This window comes from uncultured Coprobacter sp. (assembly GCF_947855755.1).
Lineage (GTDB): Bacteria > Bacteroidota > Bacteroidia > Bacteroidales > Coprobacteraceae > Coprobacter.
Genome location: NZ_CANUAR010000006.1, coordinates 90,804 through 111,674, shown reverse-complemented (window position 1 = coordinate 111,674; position 20,871 = coordinate 90,804). Strand labels below are relative to the sequence as shown.

The window sequence follows — 20,871 nt, the reverse complement described above, 5'->3', positions numbered from 1 at the left end:
CAAAGGTTTTATTTATCAAATAACAATACATTTTTATCGATTTCGTCACGATGAGCGGCATACCACTCGTATAATTGTTCTACGGATTTTTCTATCGGAGTAAACCGGATATCGGTCATTTCTTTTTTTAAACGGGAATTATCGCCGCTATATTCCAATCCCATGCCTTCTTGCCCGACCAATATCGGCAAATCTTTTCCGGATATCCTGACCACCATACGTGCCAGATCATATAATGAAACGACCTGATCGGGGACAACATTATATGCTTTATATTGAGGTGTGCTTTCGATAAAATGATCTATAACCGGAGGCAGATCATCTACATACAAATAACTGAATCGCCTATTCTGACGCAATGTGACAGGGAGATCATACAACGTTTTACAAATAGCATTGGAAATAAAACGGATCGCATAATCTTCATACTTCCCGAAAATGCCGAACAGTCTCAAATCATATATATTACTGCTCTTTTCGATTACCTTTTCACACACATATTTACAATATCCATGTTCATCGGCCGGCAAGAAACGCGTATATTCTTCTTCTTTCATCAACGGACGGTAATACCGTAAATCATAAATAGCACCCGACCCGAGTACGAGCATTTTCTGATACCGGTCAGAATACCGTTCCAGATTAAAAAACATGCGTGTATTCGAATAAAATATATTACTCAGATCTTTTGCATTACGATGATTCGGTTTTACGGCCGAATGAATAACGATATCGATCCGATGCTCATCAAAATACCGGGCTACTGCATCTTCATCGCACAGATTGAGATCTTTACTTCCGGGAGTCAACAAATTATATTTCTGCGCAAGAAAACTCTCTTTGAGATTCTTCCCTATAAAACCATTTCCTCCCGTAAGTAAAACAGTTTTAACGGGCATGACAAAATTCTCCTATTTTTTCGACCATAAAATCAAGCATTTTCCGAGTCATTCCGGGATAAACACCGATCCAGAAAACATCGCTCATAATCGCATCGGTATTTGTCAGGTCTCCGCAAACACGATACCCCTCTTTCTTCGTTCGCATCTCATCGAAACAAGGATGTTTAATCAAGTTTCCGGCAAACAGCATCCGAGTTTGTATGCCGTTTTTCTCTAAATAATCGACGATTTCATTACGAGTAAATCCGGCATCCGGCTTTACATTGATAACAAAACCGAACCAACTCGGATCAGAATTTTCGGTAGGTTCGGGCAATATCAGCTTATTACCGTAAACCGATAGCTTTTCCCTCAGATATTTCCAATTCTGTTTACGGGCATCTATGATAGCCGGCAATTTCTGCAATTGAGCACACCCTATTGCAGCCTGCATATCGGTAACCTTCAGATTATATCCGAAGTGAGAATAGACATACTTGTGATCATATCCCAACGGTAATTCACCGAATTGTTGTGTAAAACGACGTTTGCAAGTATCGTCTTTTCCCGAATTACAGTAACAATCGCGCCCCCAATCCCGGAACGATTCTATAATACGTTTCAATTGCAGGTTATTCGTATATAAAGCACCACCCTCACCCATTGTCATGTGATGAGGAGGATAAAAACTCGAAGTACCTATATCTCCGATCGTACCGGTATATTTCCACTCTCCATCGATAAAATAACGAGAACCGAGCGCATCGCAATTGTCTTCGATAAGCCATAATCCATGTTTATCGCAAAATTGCTTAACAGCCGCTATATCGAAAGGATTACCGAGTGTATGGGCAACCATAACAGCCTTCGTCTTATTCGAAAAAGCATCCTCCAACTTAGTTACATCAATGTTATATCCGGGAATCGTCACATCTACGAACACAGGAACAGCACCAAACTGGATTACAGGAGTCACAGTTGTCGGAAATCCGGCGGCTACCGTAATCACCTCGTCACCTCTCTTAATTCGGCGATCTCCTAATTTCGGAGATGTCAAAGCCATAAATGCCAATAAATTCGCAGATGAACCTGAATTTGTCAGCGAGCAAAAGCGAACATTCAAGAATTGAGCCATCTCTTTTTCAAAACGGGCGGCGTATCTTCCGGTCGTTAACCAAAAATCCAATGAAGAATCGACCAAAGCGCACATTTCTTCATCATCGAAGAAGCGGCCTCCGTAAGAGATCTTATCTCCCGGCTCGAAATCTTTCTTTTTACTTTCAAATTCTTCCTGATAATACTCTTTTACCAGCTGTATGATTTGTTCTCTTTTTGTACTCATATTCTAATCTTAGTTATTACTTACTGAAGAAATATTGTATCTGTCGCTCCGTCAAAGCAGAAATGCTTTCTTTATTCTGATAATATGTTTTATACCATTGCAACGTCAATTCCAATGCCTTGTGAGCATTCATACCGGGCTTCCACTCCAACTCGGCTTTAGCCAAAGAAATATCCAATTTCAACAATCCGGCCTCATGAGGTGCTGACAGATTTTGTTCCACTCGATATTTGCCGATTCCCCAAATATCTGTCGCCAAAGCCGTCATCTGTTCGACCGTAAGCGTATCTTCCGGATTAGGCCCGAAATTATAAGCATCGGACAAGTCGTCGTATCGAACCGACGCAAGATAACCCAATAACAAATATCCGCCCAACGGCTCTAAAACATGTTGCCACGGACGAACGGCTGCCGGATTACGAAGCACAATTTCCTCTCCGCTATGCAATGCCCTGACAATATCCGGGATGAGACGATCTTTTGCCCAATCTCCTCCACCGATCACATTTCCGGCACGGGCACTTACGATCGCTTTTTTATGATCATTATAACTTTTCCGGTTAAAGAAAGAATTTCGATAAGAATCGATAACCAACTCTGCACAAGCCTTACTTGCACTATACGGATCATACCCTCCTAAGCGATCATTTTCCCGGTACGGAAAATTCCACTCGTTATTATGATATACTTTATCTGTGGTTATCAGAATCGCCGTACACGGTTTATCGATCCTACGGACGGCATCCAGAACATGTGCAGTACCGATCGCATTAACGCCGAAAGTCTCTGCAGGAATATCGTAAGAAAGACGAACTAACGGCTGTGCCGCAAGATGAAAAATCACATCCGGAGCAAAATCCACTATTTCACGGATGAGCTTCTCTCGATCCATAATATCTCCGAACACTGACGTACAAAGCGTGTCTACCCCAAGAGCATCGTACAGATCTGGATCAGTAACCGGAGGAAGAGCATAACCCTTTATTTCCGCACCCACCATCGATAAAATTTTTACCAACCAGCTCCCTTTAAATCCCGTATGACCGGTAATAAAAACTCTTTTCCCGCTATAAAATGAAAGATATGCTTTTCCCGAATCCATATTCTGATTTAATTTCATAAATTTCTCAACATGAAATTGCCCGTTAAATTTATCCGGACCTTGTGACAAATATACGAAGTAAATATATAAAAACGACCTTGATTGTCCTAAAATTAACGTAATAGAGAGCTTTTACAAACAAAAATGTTTCCTTTCAGAAAAACATTTTTATCTCGAAACTCCTACCTACACTCGCCCTTTTATCCACTTTGCCGTATAAAAACGCAAAGCAAACCATAAATGTAAAAACATAACCGGCATACGTCCATAATATTTTACCATAATATTATAGCGTTCTTTTAAAGAGGCCTTGTGATTACGAGTCGTAACGCCCTCATTCAGATAATCGATCAAAGTCAAGTGCGTATTCCATAACGCATCCGCCTTTTTCATACAGCGAATACACCAATCATAATCTGAAGAGAAACGATAGGAAAGATCATAATCGGGTGCAAGTATCCGTTTTACAATAAAGGCTTGATGGCACACCAGCATTCCCATACGGAAACTTTTCCAATTAAGAGTTTCCGGAGCTTTCAATCTTCTCATTCCCAAAAACTCCCGCTTATCATTTACAAGAGCGGTTTCTCCGTATATAATGTCAGGACGGGAAGTCCCTATCGAAACTGCAATATCCGACAAAGTATTTTCCGAATGAAAAGTATCACCGGCATTCAAAAAAATAAGATATTCCCCCTTTGCCAGATGCATTCCCTTGTTCATCGCATCGTATAATCCTTTATCCGGCTCACTGACAAAGGTCTCCAAATGATCTTTATGCGACTGCAAAAAATCTATTGTTCCGTCTTTCGAATCACCGTCTACAACAATATACTCATAATCGGTAAAAGATTGCCCGACAACACTTCGGAATGTAACCTCAATTGTTTCGGCAGCATTATAAGTTATCGTTATTATCGAAAACAAGGGTTTCATATTATTATTTATTTTCTTGATTGATCTTGAACTAACAAATTATGATATAAATCGAGATATTGCCGGACAACGACATCTGATGAAAAACAACGGTTTATTTTATCGACACACTTTTTTCTCATTTCGGGATTCGTATGATCCAGTACCCAGTCTATTCCCCCTACAAAGTCTGCAGTAAAAGGATATGTCACTAAATAACCATTTTCCAAATGATCTATTATATCTGTTTGTCCGCTGCTATTAAATGCCACGACAGGTGTTCCGCAAGCCATAGACTCCGCCAAAGTCTGCCCGAATGTCTCATAATGTGAAGGCATAACCGTAATATCTGCAGCACTGTATATTCGGGCAAGATCTTCAGAATTGCCGATTTCTCCCAAATAACGATAACTGCAAGGAATATCTTTTAAAAAGTCTTTATCTCTTTTTATTCCCCCGAACAGAAAAAGTTCTGTATCCCGACAATATTTTGAATTTTTCAAAGATTGTTTCAACAGCTTAAATCCTTTATTTTCATCATTCAATTTTGCAGCTCCGAACACGATCACTTTTCTATCATCAGAAATTCCCAAATGCGCACGTTCCTTTTCTCTGTCTCTCGGGTAGAATATTTCCGTATCAATAACATTAGGTATGACAAAAATTTTATTGGTCTCCATCAAAACACTTTCCCTCGCTCTCTTCGCCAACCAACGACTGACACATGTAAACACAATATCCGGATCTCTCATAAACTGTTTTTTCAGCCAAATTTTATAAGAAAGATCGAACGTTCCCGGATGTTGCAAATAAGGACATTCCCTACAAATCGACATAAAACGGTCACAAGAACAGGCGTGGTGACAAATCGACGTACAATACCACATATCATGCATCGTAAACACCATAGGTTTTCCGAGCTTAATCAGTTGATGTATATTCTGAAGAGATAAGAAACCTTGATTAATCCAATGTAAATGAATGATATCGGCCTCGCGGATGATCGGAAGATCGGAAATATCTGTTCCCGAATCGGCAATAGATATGGCAAATAAATTTTTTCGGGAAATACCGTTCTTTATAAAAATAGAAAATCGCTCTTTATAAAAATGAAAACGATTTTTCAGCCGTCTCCAACGTGTATCAAAAGGTGTTATCACCGTAGGATCATCAGAGGTTTTATAAGCCGTCAGCAACGACACATCCACACCTTCTTTCAACAACGCCTCTTTTAAACGATAACAGGCGATTGCAGCTCCGCCTTTACGCTCATATGTACTAACGAGAACAACTTTCATATTTAGACTTTTCCCTCTTTACCTATGCAAAAAATTTAATATCCGAACTCTTATCTTGTTATAATACGAGTTATCGAAACGATAAATGCGAGCCAACATCTCCCGGGCATTTTTATTTTCTCGCAACAAAGACAATTTTTCTACCTTAACCTGCTCCGTATATAAATCCGTAGCGAACAGCCCATATTTATCGCAATGCGTTCCCGTCCCGTCAAAGCCGATATTCGTGACCAGCGACCGGCCGCTATTTAACGATAACTTTCCTTTCAAAAAAATGGAGGCGTTCCAACGAATCGCCCACGAATTATTCTTTCCGGCTATCTGCTCCCTAAGCATCCGAGTAAAATGATAAGCTCCGTCAAAATCGAATTTACGAGTCAAGTTCCGGACTTCTAATTCTCGGAGCAGTTTTTTCCCGTCCGGTTCAAACAAATCCCAACCACGTTTCCAAGTTCCCCATCCCCAACTATTTGCAAAGCTCAGCAAAAAAGTTTCCGGAAAAGGCTCTTTGCCTTTAAGCAAATGCCCATTTACATTTACGATGTTCTCCTCATCTTTGTAAGTTTCCAAAGCTTCATTCATAAAAGTAAGAAACCATGGGGAGACGATCAGGTCATCTTCCAGAACAATGACTCGACCATATTTCCCGACCAAATCGGTAACTCCGGAAATAATATTCGAAGCCAATCCTTTATTCTCCGGTTGCTCTACAATATGCAGTTGTTTAAATCCTTGAATATTCCGTATATATTCCCGTACCGACCGTACATTTTTTTCCTGCTCGGGATACTTGGCTCCGTCAGAAAAAATAAACAGTTTGCTCTTCTCCGCCAAAAGATTTTTTTGTAGAGACTCTATACAATACCGTACATGCTGAGGACGGTTATATACAAAAAGAGCAATCGGGGCGATCTGCATATTCAAAATATTTTTATTCTTCGTTCGTCAAGACCTTCTTTTTAAACAGTTGAAGACATTCGTGCCACATTTCTAACCGGAATAATCGTGCGGCAACAATATAAAGCAACCCGAATGTTCCGGAAATCGTAATAAACAACAACCACCGGTCTTGAAAGACCAGATAATAAAGAGATGACATTGCCGTAATTACCAAAGATATAGATAAACAGGGAAATATATCGAGAAAAAATGATCCTATCGTATAATTTACGTATTTATGCGCTAAAAGCATTGTTGCAATCAAGGAGCAAAGGGTATAAACCACCCATAGCCACATCAATGCCATTATACTGTATTTGAAACAGATAAATATTCCTATTATAAAAAAGATCTTTTTAAAAATCTCCATTTTCAAATTGATATCCGACCGCCCTACGGCATTAAACAGATCGTAATATAAAATTATAAAAGGAGAAAATGCTCCCGAGATACACAACACCTGCATGAGAGGAATAGAAGGTGCCCATTTTTCAGGAAGCAATATGGATATAAGAGGCTGCGAAACCAGCATCAATAGAAACATAATCGGAAAAATTATAAAAGACACCGTCCGGATATACTTCCCGAAAACACGTATCATTCGCTCTCTGTCATCATTAATCGAAGACAATACCGGAAAAGCAACGCTTCTAAAAATATTGGCGATCAATGCCGAAGGCATATCCTGAAATTTATTAGCCTGATTATAATAACCGACAGCTTGCGTCGAATAGCCTTTCCCGATCAACCACGGGTAAATATTATTGAATATCGTATTCAGCACGCCCGTACCTATCAGACTCGAACTATACCCGAAAAACTCTTTCATCGAAGCGACTCTGAATATCCATTTCGGCCTCCAACGTCCATAAATCCACAACAAAATCGACTTTACAATCGCCATTCCTAAAGACTGTATTACCAAAGCCCAGACTCCCCAACCCATAAATGCCGTAATAACAGCAAACACCGAGGAGCAAAACAGAGAAATAATATTTATACGCGCCAATTGCGTAAATTGAATGTATTTTATCAAACGAGTTTGCTGGATCATGCCGAATGCCAAAAAGACAATGCTCAAAAACGAAACCCGTGCGACTGTCGCCAATCCCGGAACTCCGGAATAACTTTCGATAAACGGAGCTAAAGCGAAAAGGATAAGATAAAAAACAAGGCTGACTCCGATATTGAAATAGAAAATCGTACTATAATCGGCATCGGTCGCCTCTTTTTTGCGAATCAGAGCAGACCCGAAACCACTGTCTATAAGAATACTCGACAATGCGACAAACACGGCCAATAAAGCCATCTTCCCCAAATCGACCGGATTCAGAGGAATAGCTAAAATTATACCTGTAACAAAGTATAAAAACTGCTGACCGAATTTATCGACAAAACTCCAGATAAGAGCTGTCAACGTTTTCTTTTTCAAGTTATCCGACATATCTTCGATGCCTACATGTTTCATATTCAATAAAAAATCCCCAAAGAGGGAAAACTGAAACTTCTTCGGGGATTTATAAATATTCAGAGCCTGTTTAAATTTTCCAACAAAGAAATATTATCAGGTCATCTTTGCGTTTTCTTCCGGTCTGTTTTCCGTTTATTTCACTTCCGATCCCGGTTTTACATGCTGTTCAGGTTCTACAATCACCAATTTACCGTCAGCATCTTCAGCAGAAAGAATCATTCCCTGCGATTCGATACCTTTCAATTTACGGGGAGCTAAATTAGCGACAAAACAAACCTGTTTTCCCACCAAATCTTCAGGATTATAATGTTTTGCGATTCCCGAAACTATAGTACGCCCACCTAAACCATCATCGATTTTAAATTGCAACAGTTTATCTGCTTTAGGCACTTTCTGACATTCCAAAACTTTTCCTACCCGAATATCCAACTTCATAAAATCTTCGAAATCGATATTATCCCGAACAGGGGCGGCCTGATGATTTTTCAGTTCATTCGCTTTTTTCGTATCTAATAACTTTTGCACTTGAGCCTCGACTTGAGCATCTTCGATCTTATCGAACAAAAGAACAGGCTGGTTCAACTGCTGCCCTTCAGGTAAGATATCGATATGTCCCAGCAAGTTCCATTCGGCATGAGTCATATTCAACATATCTCTCAACTTCTTGGCGGAAAACGGGAGAAACGGCTCGAATGCAATCGCCAGATTTGCCGAAATCTGCAACGCCAGATTCAAAATCGTAGAGACACGAGACATATCGGTCTTCGCCAATTTCCAAGGTTCTGTATCCGCTAAATATTTATTACCGATACGAGCAAGATTCATCGCCTCTTTCAGAGCATCGCGGAAGCGGTAATTCTCCAGATAATTTTCAAGTTCGACCTTGACTCCTGAAAATTCGTCAAGCGTCTCTTTATCATACTCGGTCAACTCTCCGCAAGCCGGAACTTTCCCACCGAAATACTTATGAGTAAGAACCATCGCACGATTCACAAAATTTCCCAATACGGCAACCAATTCATTGTTGTTGCGTGCCTGAAAGTCTCTCCAAGTAAAATCATTGTCTTTCGTTTCAGGCGCATTCGCAGTAAGGACATAACGCAGCACATCTTGCTTGCCCGGGAAGTCGACCAAATACTCATGCAGCCATACCGCCCAATTACGAGATGTAGAAATTTTATCTCCTTCAAGATTTAAAAATTCGTTTGCAGGAACATTTTCCGGAAGGATAAAACTCCCTTCGGCTTTCAACATCGCCGGGAATACGATACAGTGAAAAACAATGTTATCTTTTCCTATAAAATGCACCAATTTCGTCTCGGGATCTTTCCACCAGCGTTCCCAACTATCGGGCAACAACTCTTTCGTATTGGAAATATAACCGATAGGAGCATCGAACCAAACATATAATACCTTGCCTTCTGCACCTTCTACCGGCACGGGAACTCCCCAATCAAGATCACGGCTAACGGCACGGGGTTGCAATCCCATATCGAGCCAAGACTTGCACTGTCCGTAAACATTCGATTTCCATTCTTTATGATCCTCCAGAATCCATTTGCGCAGAAAATCTTCATATTTATCGAGAGGCAAATACCAATGTTTCGTTTCCCGCAATACCGGAATACTGCCGCTGATCGCCGATTTCGGATTGATCAGATCCGTCGCGTTCAGAGAAGTCCCGCAGGCTTCGCATTGATCGCCATAAGCTCTTTCATTCTTACAATGGGGACAAGTACCGGTAATATAACGGTCGGCAAGGAACTGTTGGGCCTCTTCATCATAATACTGCTCCGTCGTCTTCTCGATAAAAACACCTTTATCATACAACTTCCGGAAAAACTCGGAAGCAGTTTTCGTATGGATATCGGAAGAGGTACGGGAATATATGTCGAAAGAAATTCCAAATTCTTCAAACGATTTTTTTATTATCGAATGATACCGATCGACTACATCCTGTGGAGTGATACCTTCGGCTTTGGCTTTCAAGGTAATAGGTACTCCATGCTCATCCGATCCGCCGATATGGATCACCTCTTCTCCTTTGAGACGCAAGTATCGGGTATAAATATCAGCAGGAACATATACTCCGGCCAGATGCCCGATATGCACAGGGCCGTTAGCATAAGGCAATGCTGTAGTTACGAGAGTACGTTTGAATTTCTTTTCCATTGGTCTATATGATTTTATCTTTTCCTTTTTCAAAATGATCTGCAAATATACGATTTTTGTCGCAATGCGATAAGAGGAAAAAGTAAAATCGCTATCTTTGAACGAATATATATTCAATTTCTTGCTAAATCATCTGAAATAAAGAATTTTATATATTATGATCAATAGAGAATTGATTGCTCCGGAAAGTATCGTGATCATAGGCGGATCGAATAATACACAAAAGCCCGGAGGAAAGATTATTCGGAATCTGCTGGAAGGAAAATTTCCCGGGAAATTATATGCAGTAAACCCGAAAGAAACAGAGATACAAGGTATTCCCTGTTTTCCCGACATAACATCATTGCCAAATACAGAACTGGCGATATTAGCCGTTCCGGCAGCAGCTTGCCCCTCTATTGTAGAAGAGTTGGCCTCAATCCGCAATACCAAAGCATTTATTATTATATCGGCCGGATTCGGAGAAGAAACTCATGAGGGATTCCTATTAGAACAGGAAATTTTAAAGACTGTGAATAAATACGAGGCATCGCTAATCGGACCGAATTGCATAGGTTTGATGAACCGTCACCACCGGAGCGTATTCACTCTGCCGATTCCCGAGCTCGATTCCCGAGGTGTCGATCTGATATCGAGCTCTGGAGCTACTGCCGTGTATATCATGGAGTCCGCTATCGGCAAAGGATTGCGGTTCAATTCTGTATGGTCGGTCGGAAATGCACCGCAGATCGGAGTCGAAGATGTCTTGGAATATCTCGACCGCACTTATATTCCGGGAGAATCCACACCGATCAAAATCCTTTATATCGAAAACATCAAAGACCCCGACCGTATGCTCTTGCATGCCTCCTCTCTAATTCGGAAAGGGTGCAAAATAACTGCAATAAAATCGGGATCATCAGAATCGGGAAGTCGTGCAGCCTCTTCACATACCGGAGCTATGGCAAGCTCGGATCTGGCTGTCGAAGCACTCTTCCGTAAAGCCGGAATCGTTCGCTGTTTCAGCCGTGAAGAACTGACGACCGTCGCCTGCGTTTTTAATTTAAAAGAAATCAAAGGCCGCAATTTCGCCATTGTTACACATGCCGGAGGTCCGGCTGTAATGTTGACCGATGCTCTTTCTAAAGGGGGAATGCATGTTCCTGAACTTTCGGGAGAGGCTGCACAGAAACTAAAAGAAGAGCTTTATCCCGGAGCTTCGGTCGGAAACCCGATCGACATTTTGGCTACAGGAACTCCCGAGCATTTGGAAAAAGCTATAGATTTTTGTGAAAATACTCCCGAAATAGATGCAATAGCCGTTATCTTCGGTAGTCCGGGACTGGTAAAAGTTTACGATGCCTATGATGTGTTGCACCGAAAGATGGAAGAATGCAGCAAACCGATATTCCCGGTACTCCCATCCGTAGTAACCGCCGGGAAAGAAGTTGAATATTTCCTGAATAAGGGACATGTCAATTTTTCGGACGAAGTTGCTTTAGCAACCGCTGTAGCACGAGTATTCAATGCTTCGAAACCAACCAATGGCGGGATAGAATTATACGGGGTAAACGTACCGGAAATACGCAGGATTATCGATGACATAGGAGAAAACGGGTATCTTTCGCACGATTATGTACAATCGCTTTTCGCTGCCGCCGGAATTCCAATAGTTCCGGAAATCGTGTCTTCTTCGAAAGAAGAGCTTCTTAAAAAAGCCGGACAATTAGATTTTCCCTTAGTCGCAAAGGTAGTAGGACCTGTCCACAAGTCCGATATAGGAGGAGTAGTTCTTAATATTCAATCAGAAGAGCATCTCGCCTTCGAATTTGATCGGATGATGAAACTACCCGAAGTAACCGCAATAATGGTACAACCGATGTTACAAGGAAAAGAACTTTTCGTAGGAGCAAAGTACGAGCCTCATTTCGGACATGTCATCCTTTGCGGGTTAGGAGGGATTTTTGTAGAGATATTAAGAGACATCGCTTCGGGATTAGCACCTTTAAGTGAAAACGAAGCTCTCTCTATGATTCGCTCCCTGCGTGCTTACAAAATGTTTCGGGGAGTCAGAGGAGAAGCTCCTATCGATGAAATCCAGTTTGCCGAAATCATCGTTCGCCTATCTACATTATTGCGCTTCGCGACAGAAATAAAAGAGATGGATATCAATCCGCTTTTGGCAACTAAGAAAGGTATTATTGCGGTAGATGCCCGCATCCGAATCGAGAAAGAGACAAAAAACAAATAAATTTCTATGCGGCAGAGAAAAATAGGACATTTTCTCCGCCGCATAGAAATCAGTTATTTTTCTTTTTTAACCGCAACTCATACAAATCTTGACGACGATCTTTCAGATTGCGGACACTTCCATAAGTATGCAGTTCATTCAATAAATCCAAATCAACATCTGAAATCAATATCATTTCGGTATTCGGAGTTGCTTCTGCCCGTTTCCCGTCATTCGGGAAAGCAAAATCACAAGGAGTAAATACCCCTGATTGAGCATACTGTATATCCATATTATGCACTCTCGGAAGATTTCCTACACTTCCGGCAATCGCAACAAAACATTCGTTTTCTATCGCTCGGGCTTGAGCGCATACTCTCACTCGGGAATATCCCGTCTGCGTATCCGTAAGGAAAGGCACAAACAGAATCTGCATTCCTTGATCGGCCATTAAACGGGACAATTCGGGAAATTCGACATCGTAGCATATCAATATACCTATACGTGCACAGTCTGTCTCAAAAGTCTTCACCATGCTACCTCCGGTCAATCCCCAACTCTTGATTTCATCCGGAGTAATATGCACTTTTTCATACATATCGCAACTTCCGTCTCTCCGGCACAGAAATCCGACATTATACAGGCCGTCTTCTTTAATTAACGGCATACTTCCGGTAATTATATTTATATTATAACTGATAGCCAGATTGATAAACCTGTCGCGAATCTCATTGGTATATTGCGCCAAAGAACGAATTGCCTCCGATTCTCCCAAATGATTGAACTTTGCCATCAACGGTGCATTGAAATATTCGGGAAATAATACAAAATCGCTTTTATAATCCGATACGGCATCTACAAAAAACTCGACTTGCTCAAAAACATCATCTATGCTTTTATACGGACGCATCTGCCACTGCACTAATCCTATCCGTACATTAGTTTTCGTTACTTTAAAGTCTTGAGTCGGCGGAGTATAATAAATATTATCCCATTGCAGTAAAGTGGCATAATGTTTTGACTCCTCATCATTAGGCAAATAATTTGTCATTACTTTGCGCACATGAAAATCATTCGAGAGCTGAAAAGTCAGTACAGGATCATAAATCTCTTTCATTTTGACTTTCTGAATATACTCTTTCGGACGCATATCCGCAGCATATTTATGGTAATTCGGAATACGGCCTCCGAACATGATCGCTTTCAAATTAAGCCGTTCGCACAATTCTTTGCGATAATCATACATACGACGTCCTAAACGCAACCCTCGATAATCGGGATGGATAAAAACCTCTATCCCGTATAAAATATTTCCATTAGGATTATGAGTGTCAAAAGTCTCATTTCCGGTAACCCTTGCATACGTATGATCGTTTTTTACCAAATCATAATCAACGATTATAGAAAGAGCACATCCGACGATCTTTTCATCGACAACCGTTACAAACTGCCCTTCCGGAAAAATAGCGATCAGTTTTTCAATCTGCTGGTGAGTCCAAAAAACATCCGATCCGTCAGAATAAACCCTACGGAACGACTGGGACAATTGAGTATAATCAGAAATCTGTAAATTGCGAATCTCTACCTTATTGATCTTGTGGGAAAGTTCCATATCAAAGAATTTAAAAAACGAACGCAAAGATATGAATTTGTCTGTCAAAAAAAGATATCTTTCTCATTCTCTTTTTAAAGAGTCTACATTTTATTCAGGTCAACTTTGAGCGTTTCTTTCAGAGATACTTTTCTGTTTTTACGAAAAGGATAACGGATTATTTAACGAGCAAAAATGAGAAAAAAGACCGAAAAAACACAAAATGTCTCAACTATATTTTTTTGCAAAATTTAAATAGGTACTAAAAAAAAATATTTATTTCAAGCCATTATGAAATTAAAAATTTAATATTAAATTTGTTGAAATATCTCTTTAGTAAGTTAACTATATTTATATCTAAATTCCTGTATGAAACCTATATTAATACTATTTCTGATTAGTTTTAACTTTTATCTATTCGGGCAAAGACAAGTGCATTATTCATATGATGCTTCCGGAAATCGAATTAAAAGAGAAATTATTCTGAATAAACTACAATCGCATTCAGAACTTAAAAAGAATATAGAAAAAGACACATCTTTTGTTTCTGAAAAACTATCTGGACAGATAGTAAAAATTTACCCCAATCCTACAAGAAGAATATTAACAGTTTGTTTTTCCGGAAAAACCGAAAATTTGACAGGTTCTGTACAAATTTGTTCGATAAGCGGACAAAATATACTATCTATGAAGATCTCATCTCCCATAGTTTCAGTTGATCTAACTAAGAATATCCCCGGTACATATTTATTGAAACTCACACTGAATGGAGAAAGTTCTGTTTGGAAGATTATAAAAGAATAACCTTTTTATCCATATTATGAAAAATATATTACTTTCACTTGTATCTCTGATTACTTTTTCGTCATTCTCTCAAGTCATTGATTTGTCGGAAATTCCTCAAATATCAGTGACCGATTCTATTATTGCAAAAGAAACAAAATTAATAAAGAAAAATAACGATTCATACACTATCTTAAATAAGCAGAAAAAGCTTCCCAAAATCATTAACGTCTCAACTGATGCGATCAATTCTGACAATAATATTTATGATGTCGGTAAAATAAATATTACTACTACAGTCAATGAAATGGGTGCAACAGTTCATGAAGTCCCTCTGTCTCTCCCGAACGGACGAAAAGATTGCATACCTGAAATATCTCTTGTTTATAATAGTCTTTCTCAAAATGGAATTTTGGGTTGGGGATGGTCTATAAAAGGATTATCAATGTTAAGGCCTACGAACTTCTCTCAGTATTATGATGGGAAGGTGTCCCCTGTCGCATTAGATACGGCAGGAGTATTTATATTGGATGGAACACGTTTAATAAAAAAAGATACAGACCTTTACTTGTCGGAGCAGGGAAATATAAAAGTACGTTCGGAAATTGAAGACGGTTTGATAAATTCTTTTCATGTGAATTATCCTGACGGAAAAATTGCCGAGTATGTCCCGGTTTTAAATGATGGAATAGAATATCCGATATCTCGACTGACAGACATATACGGTAATCATATAGATTATGATTACGATTATGACATACAGAATAAATTACATTATATATCTTCAATTTCTTATGGTGGCAGAGGTGGTAAAAATAATCCAGGACATTATGTTTTTATTGAATTTCACTATATCAACGGCCGTCCTGATTCTACCAGCACATATATTGCCGGTGTAGAACAAAAAAACAATAGACTTTTAGACGAAATCGTCATAAAATATCAACAACAAGTATTGCGAATCTATAAATTCACATATAAAAACGACCCTACGGTACTAACCGAGATTAATTGCTGGTCGGAAAACTATGAAAAACGATTACCCCCATTACAATTTACATACGGATATAATCGGCCTGTACCTTCACTGAACAGCAGCGCCGCCACGGTTTCTACTTATTATGAATCGATGGATAATATGATTATTTCCACAGGAAAAATCCGTTATGGTAGCGATGATGACGGAATTTTAGTTTACCCGGACCCCGGATTAAGTTACAATCCTGTGGAAGAATATTATTACGTGAGTTTGGTCCCGGAACACGAATTTTTATTGTATCCGAACTTAGGTAGCGGAACAAATTATGCTTTAACATTAACTACCGGAGCGGGGTTTATGAAAGCATTTGTTTCTAATGTTATTGGAACTGCTGACGATGAAATTGTCAAAATAAATAATATTGTTGAAAACGGAAATGATGTGGTCAGTGTTTCGATATATGATCAGGAATATTTATCCGGATCTTTGCCTGTCAAAAAAAATATAAAATATATTTCAGGAAGAGCTCTCCGAAAAAAAAATACGGACAGTTTTTGTCCGAAAGTATTCTTACCTGGTGATTTTGATGGGGATGGAAAAAATGAAATTTTTGCGGTATCGATGATGAATCCGATGGAAATAACCCAAAATTCCAAATGTCTATTGTTGGATTTGGAAGACGAAGCCGGACCGGTATTTAATGAATATGTCTTCAATTTTAATTATGGTCATGAAATATTGGTTCCGGTGGATTTTGATGGTGACGGAAAGATTGATATCTGTCATATCGGGGAAAATTTTTGGAACTTTTATTCATTCAAAAAAGAAAGTGATAAGTGGATTCTGGAACAAATATACAGTCGTCCATATTCACCTATCAACCCCAATAGCATAAGATACTTGTTTACGGATATTAACGGAGATGGAAAGACTGATATTTTAATAGCACCCAATGCTACAATACATCGAACTCGGGAAGTACCTGTCTATTCACCCAAAGAATGTCCTGATTGCCATGGACAAGACTTCGGATATGAAGGAATCAATAGTAATACAGGAATCCCGGACATTTGGTGCTTCTCGTGTGAAAAATATATTCAGCCGGCAGATTACTGTATTGACTGCATGTATCCGGTATACAACACTTACGAATGTCCTACTCATGGCAAGACTGTAGAATATACGTTTAAAGAATATGATTATTTATGGGACATTTGGATTTCTACAGGATACGAATACGCATATAATAAACAGGTTTCTTTTTCTATTGAAAAAGATGATGATCTTATAACTCAGGATATGGACAATGACGGCATTCAAGATATTATTGTTCGAAAAAAATTGGGTGCATACAATATATTGGAAGTGCACTTGATAAAATCAGGAGTTATTTCTTCTGCCGCCTCTTCAAAGCTTTCTTGCCGATTACCTGAAGGAGACATTATTTTGTCATCTTCTACTGTGACACAAGCATTAAATCACATGTTTCTGTACGGACTGGATAAAAATAAAGTTTATAAAATCAACTATGATGACGATCAGGGAGAAAGACGCTTGCTTACAAGAGTCATAAATAGTATGGGTAGTCAAACAGACATTTATTTCCAAAAAATGAATGTCTCGGAACAATATATAAAAGGTAATTCTTCTATATATCCATATATCGATTTTAATGGTCCTGTTTGGATAACAGAAAGTTTGCAAACTTACAGTAAAGGAAATGAAGTCGATTATCATCGGTATACGTATGAAGAAGCAGTAGTAAATTTGCAAGGACTGGGCTTTTGTGGCTTTAAGACGTTTACAGACTGGGATGTAATACGTACAAAGTCAAGGAAAAGATCTTTTGATCCGTATCAATTTAGATCATTGCTTACCGATAGTTCGGAAGAAACGCTATGGGTAGGAAAATATCAGATTGTCAAACATGAAGATAAACGCGTTCAGGTTTTACTCACAGAGTCTGTAGAAACCGATCGATTAAATGGGAATATACAAAAAACTACCTATACGTATGATGATCTCGGATATCCGACTAAAGAGAATGTAGACTACGGAGAAAATTTTTCAAAAGAGGTAACATGGATATATAATCATTTTGATAACGATACGTTGTATAATTTGGGTGTGTGTATCTGGGAATTGATAAAAAAGCGCAAAACCGATACGAAGCAAGAAGTAGCCGAATGTACCGTTCGCTCGTATGATAAAAACATTCAAGTCGGAGAGTCTGTCTATTATGCATCCGACATGAGACTTTTTAATCGACGTAGAAAACATGCAATAGTGCATGTATATGATGAAAATATGAATATAAAAGAGAAGAAGACTTTTTATTATTTGGACGGGAATACTCCTTTAGTAGAGAAATGGGAATATGATGCTTTGGGAAGAGTCATTAAGGATACGAATCCTGTAGGATTGGAGAAAACTTATCAATATGATGCTTTGGGAAATATTCTAACGGAACAAGACAATAAAAATAGAAAAATCCGTTACATTTATGATGTATGGGGGCGTCAGGTATCCGTGATATATCCTGACGCTACAACAGAAAAAATTACCCGGGCTTGGACAGAAACTCCTATAAATGCAAAAATTGTAGAAACTATCGAAAAATCGGGAGAGCCGGTAAAAAAAATTTTTTATGACACATTTGGCAGGGAGGTTCGTCAAAGCGAAGAACGCTTTGATGGAAAATTTTTAAACATAGACAAGATATATGACACATGGGGGCGTTTATATAAAACATCATTGCCATCCCGTTCCGACGCTCCTTCTCTTTGGAATGAGACAGAATATGATCGTTATGACCGCCCTATACGAGTCCATTACGCTTCGGGCAAAAATGAAATCTATGAATATGGCCCAAATACGATAAAAGAAACCAAAAATGGAATCACGGTTACAAAAACATACAATTCGCTGAAACAATTGATAAAAATTTCGGATGCGACAGGAGATATCGTATATGATCTGAGAGTCGATGGTCTGCCAATGTCAATTACGTCTCCGGGAGGAGTTGTTACTTCTTTTAAATATACTCCATTGCGCCAAAAGGAGACAATATCGGATCCGAGCGCAGGATTGATACAATTAACATATTTCTCTAACGGATTACTCAAGTCAAGAAAAGAGGCAAATGGGAATGAAACACAATATGAGTATGATATTTATCGGCGTAAAATAAAACAGACAATATTAAAAACCGGACAACCGGAATCTGTTACGTCTTTTGTCTATGATAATGAAAATCGATTAAAAAGCGCTATTGACAATCGAAATATCGGACACACTTATGTTTACGATAATTTAGGCCGTTTGCAATCCGATACGACAATTATAAAAGAAAATAGGATTTATCGCACATATAAGTACAACAGTTCAGGAAAAGTAGGTACAATCACGTATGCCAGTGAAAAAACATCGCCTGTTACTGTTGAAAACGGTTATGTAAAGGGGCATAAGATTGCTATTCGGGTCGGAGGAAATAAAATCGCTTGGAGATTAAGCACGGAAAACGATATGGGATTACCTTCAAAAACGATTACCGGGCCATTGACCCGGACTTTTGAATATGATGAATTCGGTTTTCCGACAGGGAAAGTCGTCAAATGCGGCAGTCGTGTAATTCAAGATATAAGTATGAGTTTTGATTACGGTACGGGAAATCTGAAATGGAGAAAAGATAATGTCCGCAACTTGAAAGAGGATTTTGGCTATGACGAATTAAATCGATTGATTTCCTTTGACGGAAAAACGATAACATATGACGTTAAGGGTAATATCTTAAATCACTCTGAAGTCGGAGAGTTTGAATATAGCGAAAGTAAACCGTACGCGATAGAAACGGTAAATCTTTACGGGAACGGTATCCCTTCTGACGTTCAGGAAATTTCGTATAACGGCTTATCTCTTCCGGAAAAAATTTCCGAAGGAGGTCAAATATTTAATTTCCTTTATGACCATACGGGTGTACGGGTAATGTCCGGAAATAAATTTTATTTAGAAAATAAATATGAAGAAAGATCAGATACACAAAAGGACTCAGGAATTGTTTTATATCTTGACGGAGATGCCTACTCGGCATCAGTTGTTTTGTCCGATAAATATTTTCCGTGGGAAGAAAAAGGACTTATATTTCTTTGTCGAGACCATTTGGGAAGCATTACGCATATTGTTAATGAAAACGGATTTGTTGAACAAGAGTTGAGTTATGATCCATGGGGACGATTACGCAATCCTGACACCCATGAGTTATATTCCCGGGAAAAAGAGCCTTTATTAGCACTGGGACGTGGTTATTGCGGACATATACATTTACAAAATTTCGGGTTAATCGATATGAATGCCCGGCTGTATGATCCGGTAATAGGACGCTTTCTCAGTCCCGATCCCTATGTGCAAATGCCGGATTTCAGCCAAAATTTTAACCGTTACACCTATTGCTTGAACAATCCGTTGGTTTATAAAGATGAGAATGGGAAATGGATTTTCTCTCTCTTTTTAGGTCCTGTAGGGGTTATAATCGATGCAGCTTTATGGAGTGCTACGATCAATTATGTTTCTCAGGGTATAGCGAATCTGGCAACCAAACGGTGTACTCTGAAAGAAGCTTTTACGTCACATATTGACTTTTTTGATGTTTTTGTTTCCGGCATTACCGGAGGCATTACCGCTGGGTTAGGTACAAGTTCTCAAGTTGTAAAAACCATGAAATATGTGACCCCATTGCTGACCAATACGTTCGAATACAAGGTTGGAGAGGGATTTTCAATCGCCCCTTATCAGGAAATCATTGTCGGTACTGTTGCGGATGTGGGAATGACCGGATTCCTGAATTGGAAAGCGGATAAGTTAGGTAAAATGTTTCCTTCGAAAACCGATTTGCCGGGAAAGAGTTGGAAAAATTCTTTTTTGAAAAATAATTATAAATCGTTTACATTAGACCTCGGGGCAAGTACAGGATCTCAAATCGGAGCAAAAGCAATTTCTACAAAATGGATGAATAGCATTGATAATTTAAATAATAATATAAGTTATCCCATACCGACACAACCGGTTTATATGAATAATCCGTGGTGGTACAATCTGCCGTCCGGCTTTACGAGAGGTGTAGAATTGCCTGAAGAGGAGGATACCCTAAAAGAAGCTTTGTCGCTTTAAAAAATTGTAATTAAAAGATTATT

12 protein-coding genes are annotated in these 20,871 nt (G+C 39.1%); 3 read left to right on the top strand and 9 right to left on the bottom strand.

Annotated elements, in window-relative coordinates:
• Positions 1–8 precede the first annotated feature (8 nt).
• The 8 genes from Q0093_RS05385 to metG all read right to left on the bottom strand — a co-directional run bounded on the left by Q0093_RS05385 (position 9) and on the right by metG (position 10,138).
• Entirely contained in the window at positions 9–899 is an 891-nt protein-coding gene (locus tag Q0093_RS05385; RefSeq protein WP_297928829.1) for an NAD(P)-dependent oxidoreductase, read from the bottom strand.
• Positions 889–2,223, bottom strand: a complete 1,335-nt coding sequence (gene rfbH / locus Q0093_RS05380) for a lipopolysaccharide biosynthesis protein RfbH (protein WP_297928827.1) — start codon at positions 2,221–2,223, stop codon at positions 889–891. Before rfbH ends, Q0093_RS05385 begins: the two co-directional genes overlap by 11 nt.
• A 16-nt stretch (positions 2,224–2,239) precedes the next feature.
• Positions 2,240–3,343 (bottom strand): CDP-glucose 4,6-dehydratase, encoded by a 1,104-nt coding sequence (rfbG, locus tag Q0093_RS05375; RefSeq protein ID WP_297928826.1) that lies wholly within the window; start codon positions 3,341–3,343, stop codon positions 2,240–2,242.
• 168 nt (positions 3,344–3,511) lie between these two features.
• Positions 3,512–4,261 carry a glycosyltransferase family 2 protein gene (locus Q0093_RS05370; RefSeq protein WP_297928824.1) on the bottom strand — a complete coding sequence of 250 codons (750 nt, stop codon included), beginning with the start codon at positions 4,259–4,261 and terminating at the stop codon, positions 3,512–3,514.
• Positions 4,262–4,269: 8 nt separating this feature from the next.
• Positions 4,270–5,538, bottom strand: coding sequence for a glycosyltransferase (locus tag Q0093_RS05365; protein WP_297928823.1), 1,269 nt, complete (start codon positions 5,536–5,538; stop codon positions 4,270–4,272).
• 18 nt (positions 5,539–5,556) lie between these two features.
• Complete coding sequence (locus tag Q0093_RS05360) at positions 5,557–6,456, bottom strand: glycosyltransferase (RefSeq protein ID WP_297928821.1); 900 nt, start codon at positions 6,454–6,456, stop codon at positions 5,557–5,559.
• Between the two features lie 13 nt (positions 6,457–6,469).
• On the bottom strand, positions 6,470–7,945 hold the full coding sequence (locus tag Q0093_RS05355; RefSeq protein WP_297928819.1) for a lipopolysaccharide biosynthesis protein: 1,476 nt from the start codon (positions 7,943–7,945) through the stop codon (positions 6,470–6,472).
• Positions 7,946–8,080: 135 nt separating this feature from the next.
• The gene (gene metG, locus Q0093_RS05350) at positions 8,081–10,138 is read right to left on the bottom strand and encodes a methionine--tRNA ligase (protein WP_297928868.1); all 2,058 of its coding nucleotides are present in this window, start codon (positions 10,136–10,138) and stop codon (positions 8,081–8,083) included.
• A gap of 139 nt (positions 10,139–10,277) precedes the next feature.
• On the opposite strand from metG, the gene Q0093_RS05345 reads away from it, so the two are divergent.
• Positions 10,278–12,350, top strand: coding sequence for an acetate--CoA ligase family protein (locus Q0093_RS05345; protein WP_297928817.1), 2,073 nt, complete (start codon positions 10,278–10,280; stop codon positions 12,348–12,350).
• A 49-nt stretch (positions 12,351–12,399) separates the two neighbouring features.
• Here the strand turns inward: Q0093_RS05345 and Q0093_RS05340 are convergent, their stop codons facing one another.
• Entirely contained in the window at positions 12,400–13,941 is a 1,542-nt protein-coding gene (locus tag Q0093_RS05340; protein WP_294177993.1) for a bifunctional GNAT family N-acetyltransferase/carbon-nitrogen hydrolase family protein, read from the bottom strand.
• Between the two features lie 348 nt (positions 13,942–14,289).
• On the opposite strand from Q0093_RS05340, the gene Q0093_RS05335 reads away from it, so the two are divergent.
• Complete coding sequence (locus Q0093_RS05335; protein WP_297928814.1) at positions 14,290–14,724, top strand: T9SS type A sorting domain-containing protein; 435 nt, start codon at positions 14,290–14,292, stop codon at positions 14,722–14,724.
• Between the two features lie 16 nt (positions 14,725–14,740).
• On the top strand, positions 14,741–20,848 hold the full coding sequence (locus tag Q0093_RS05330) for an RHS repeat-associated core domain-containing protein (RefSeq protein WP_297928812.1): 6,108 nt from the start codon (positions 14,741–14,743) through the stop codon (positions 20,846–20,848).
• Positions 20,849–20,871 lie beyond the last annotated feature (23 nt).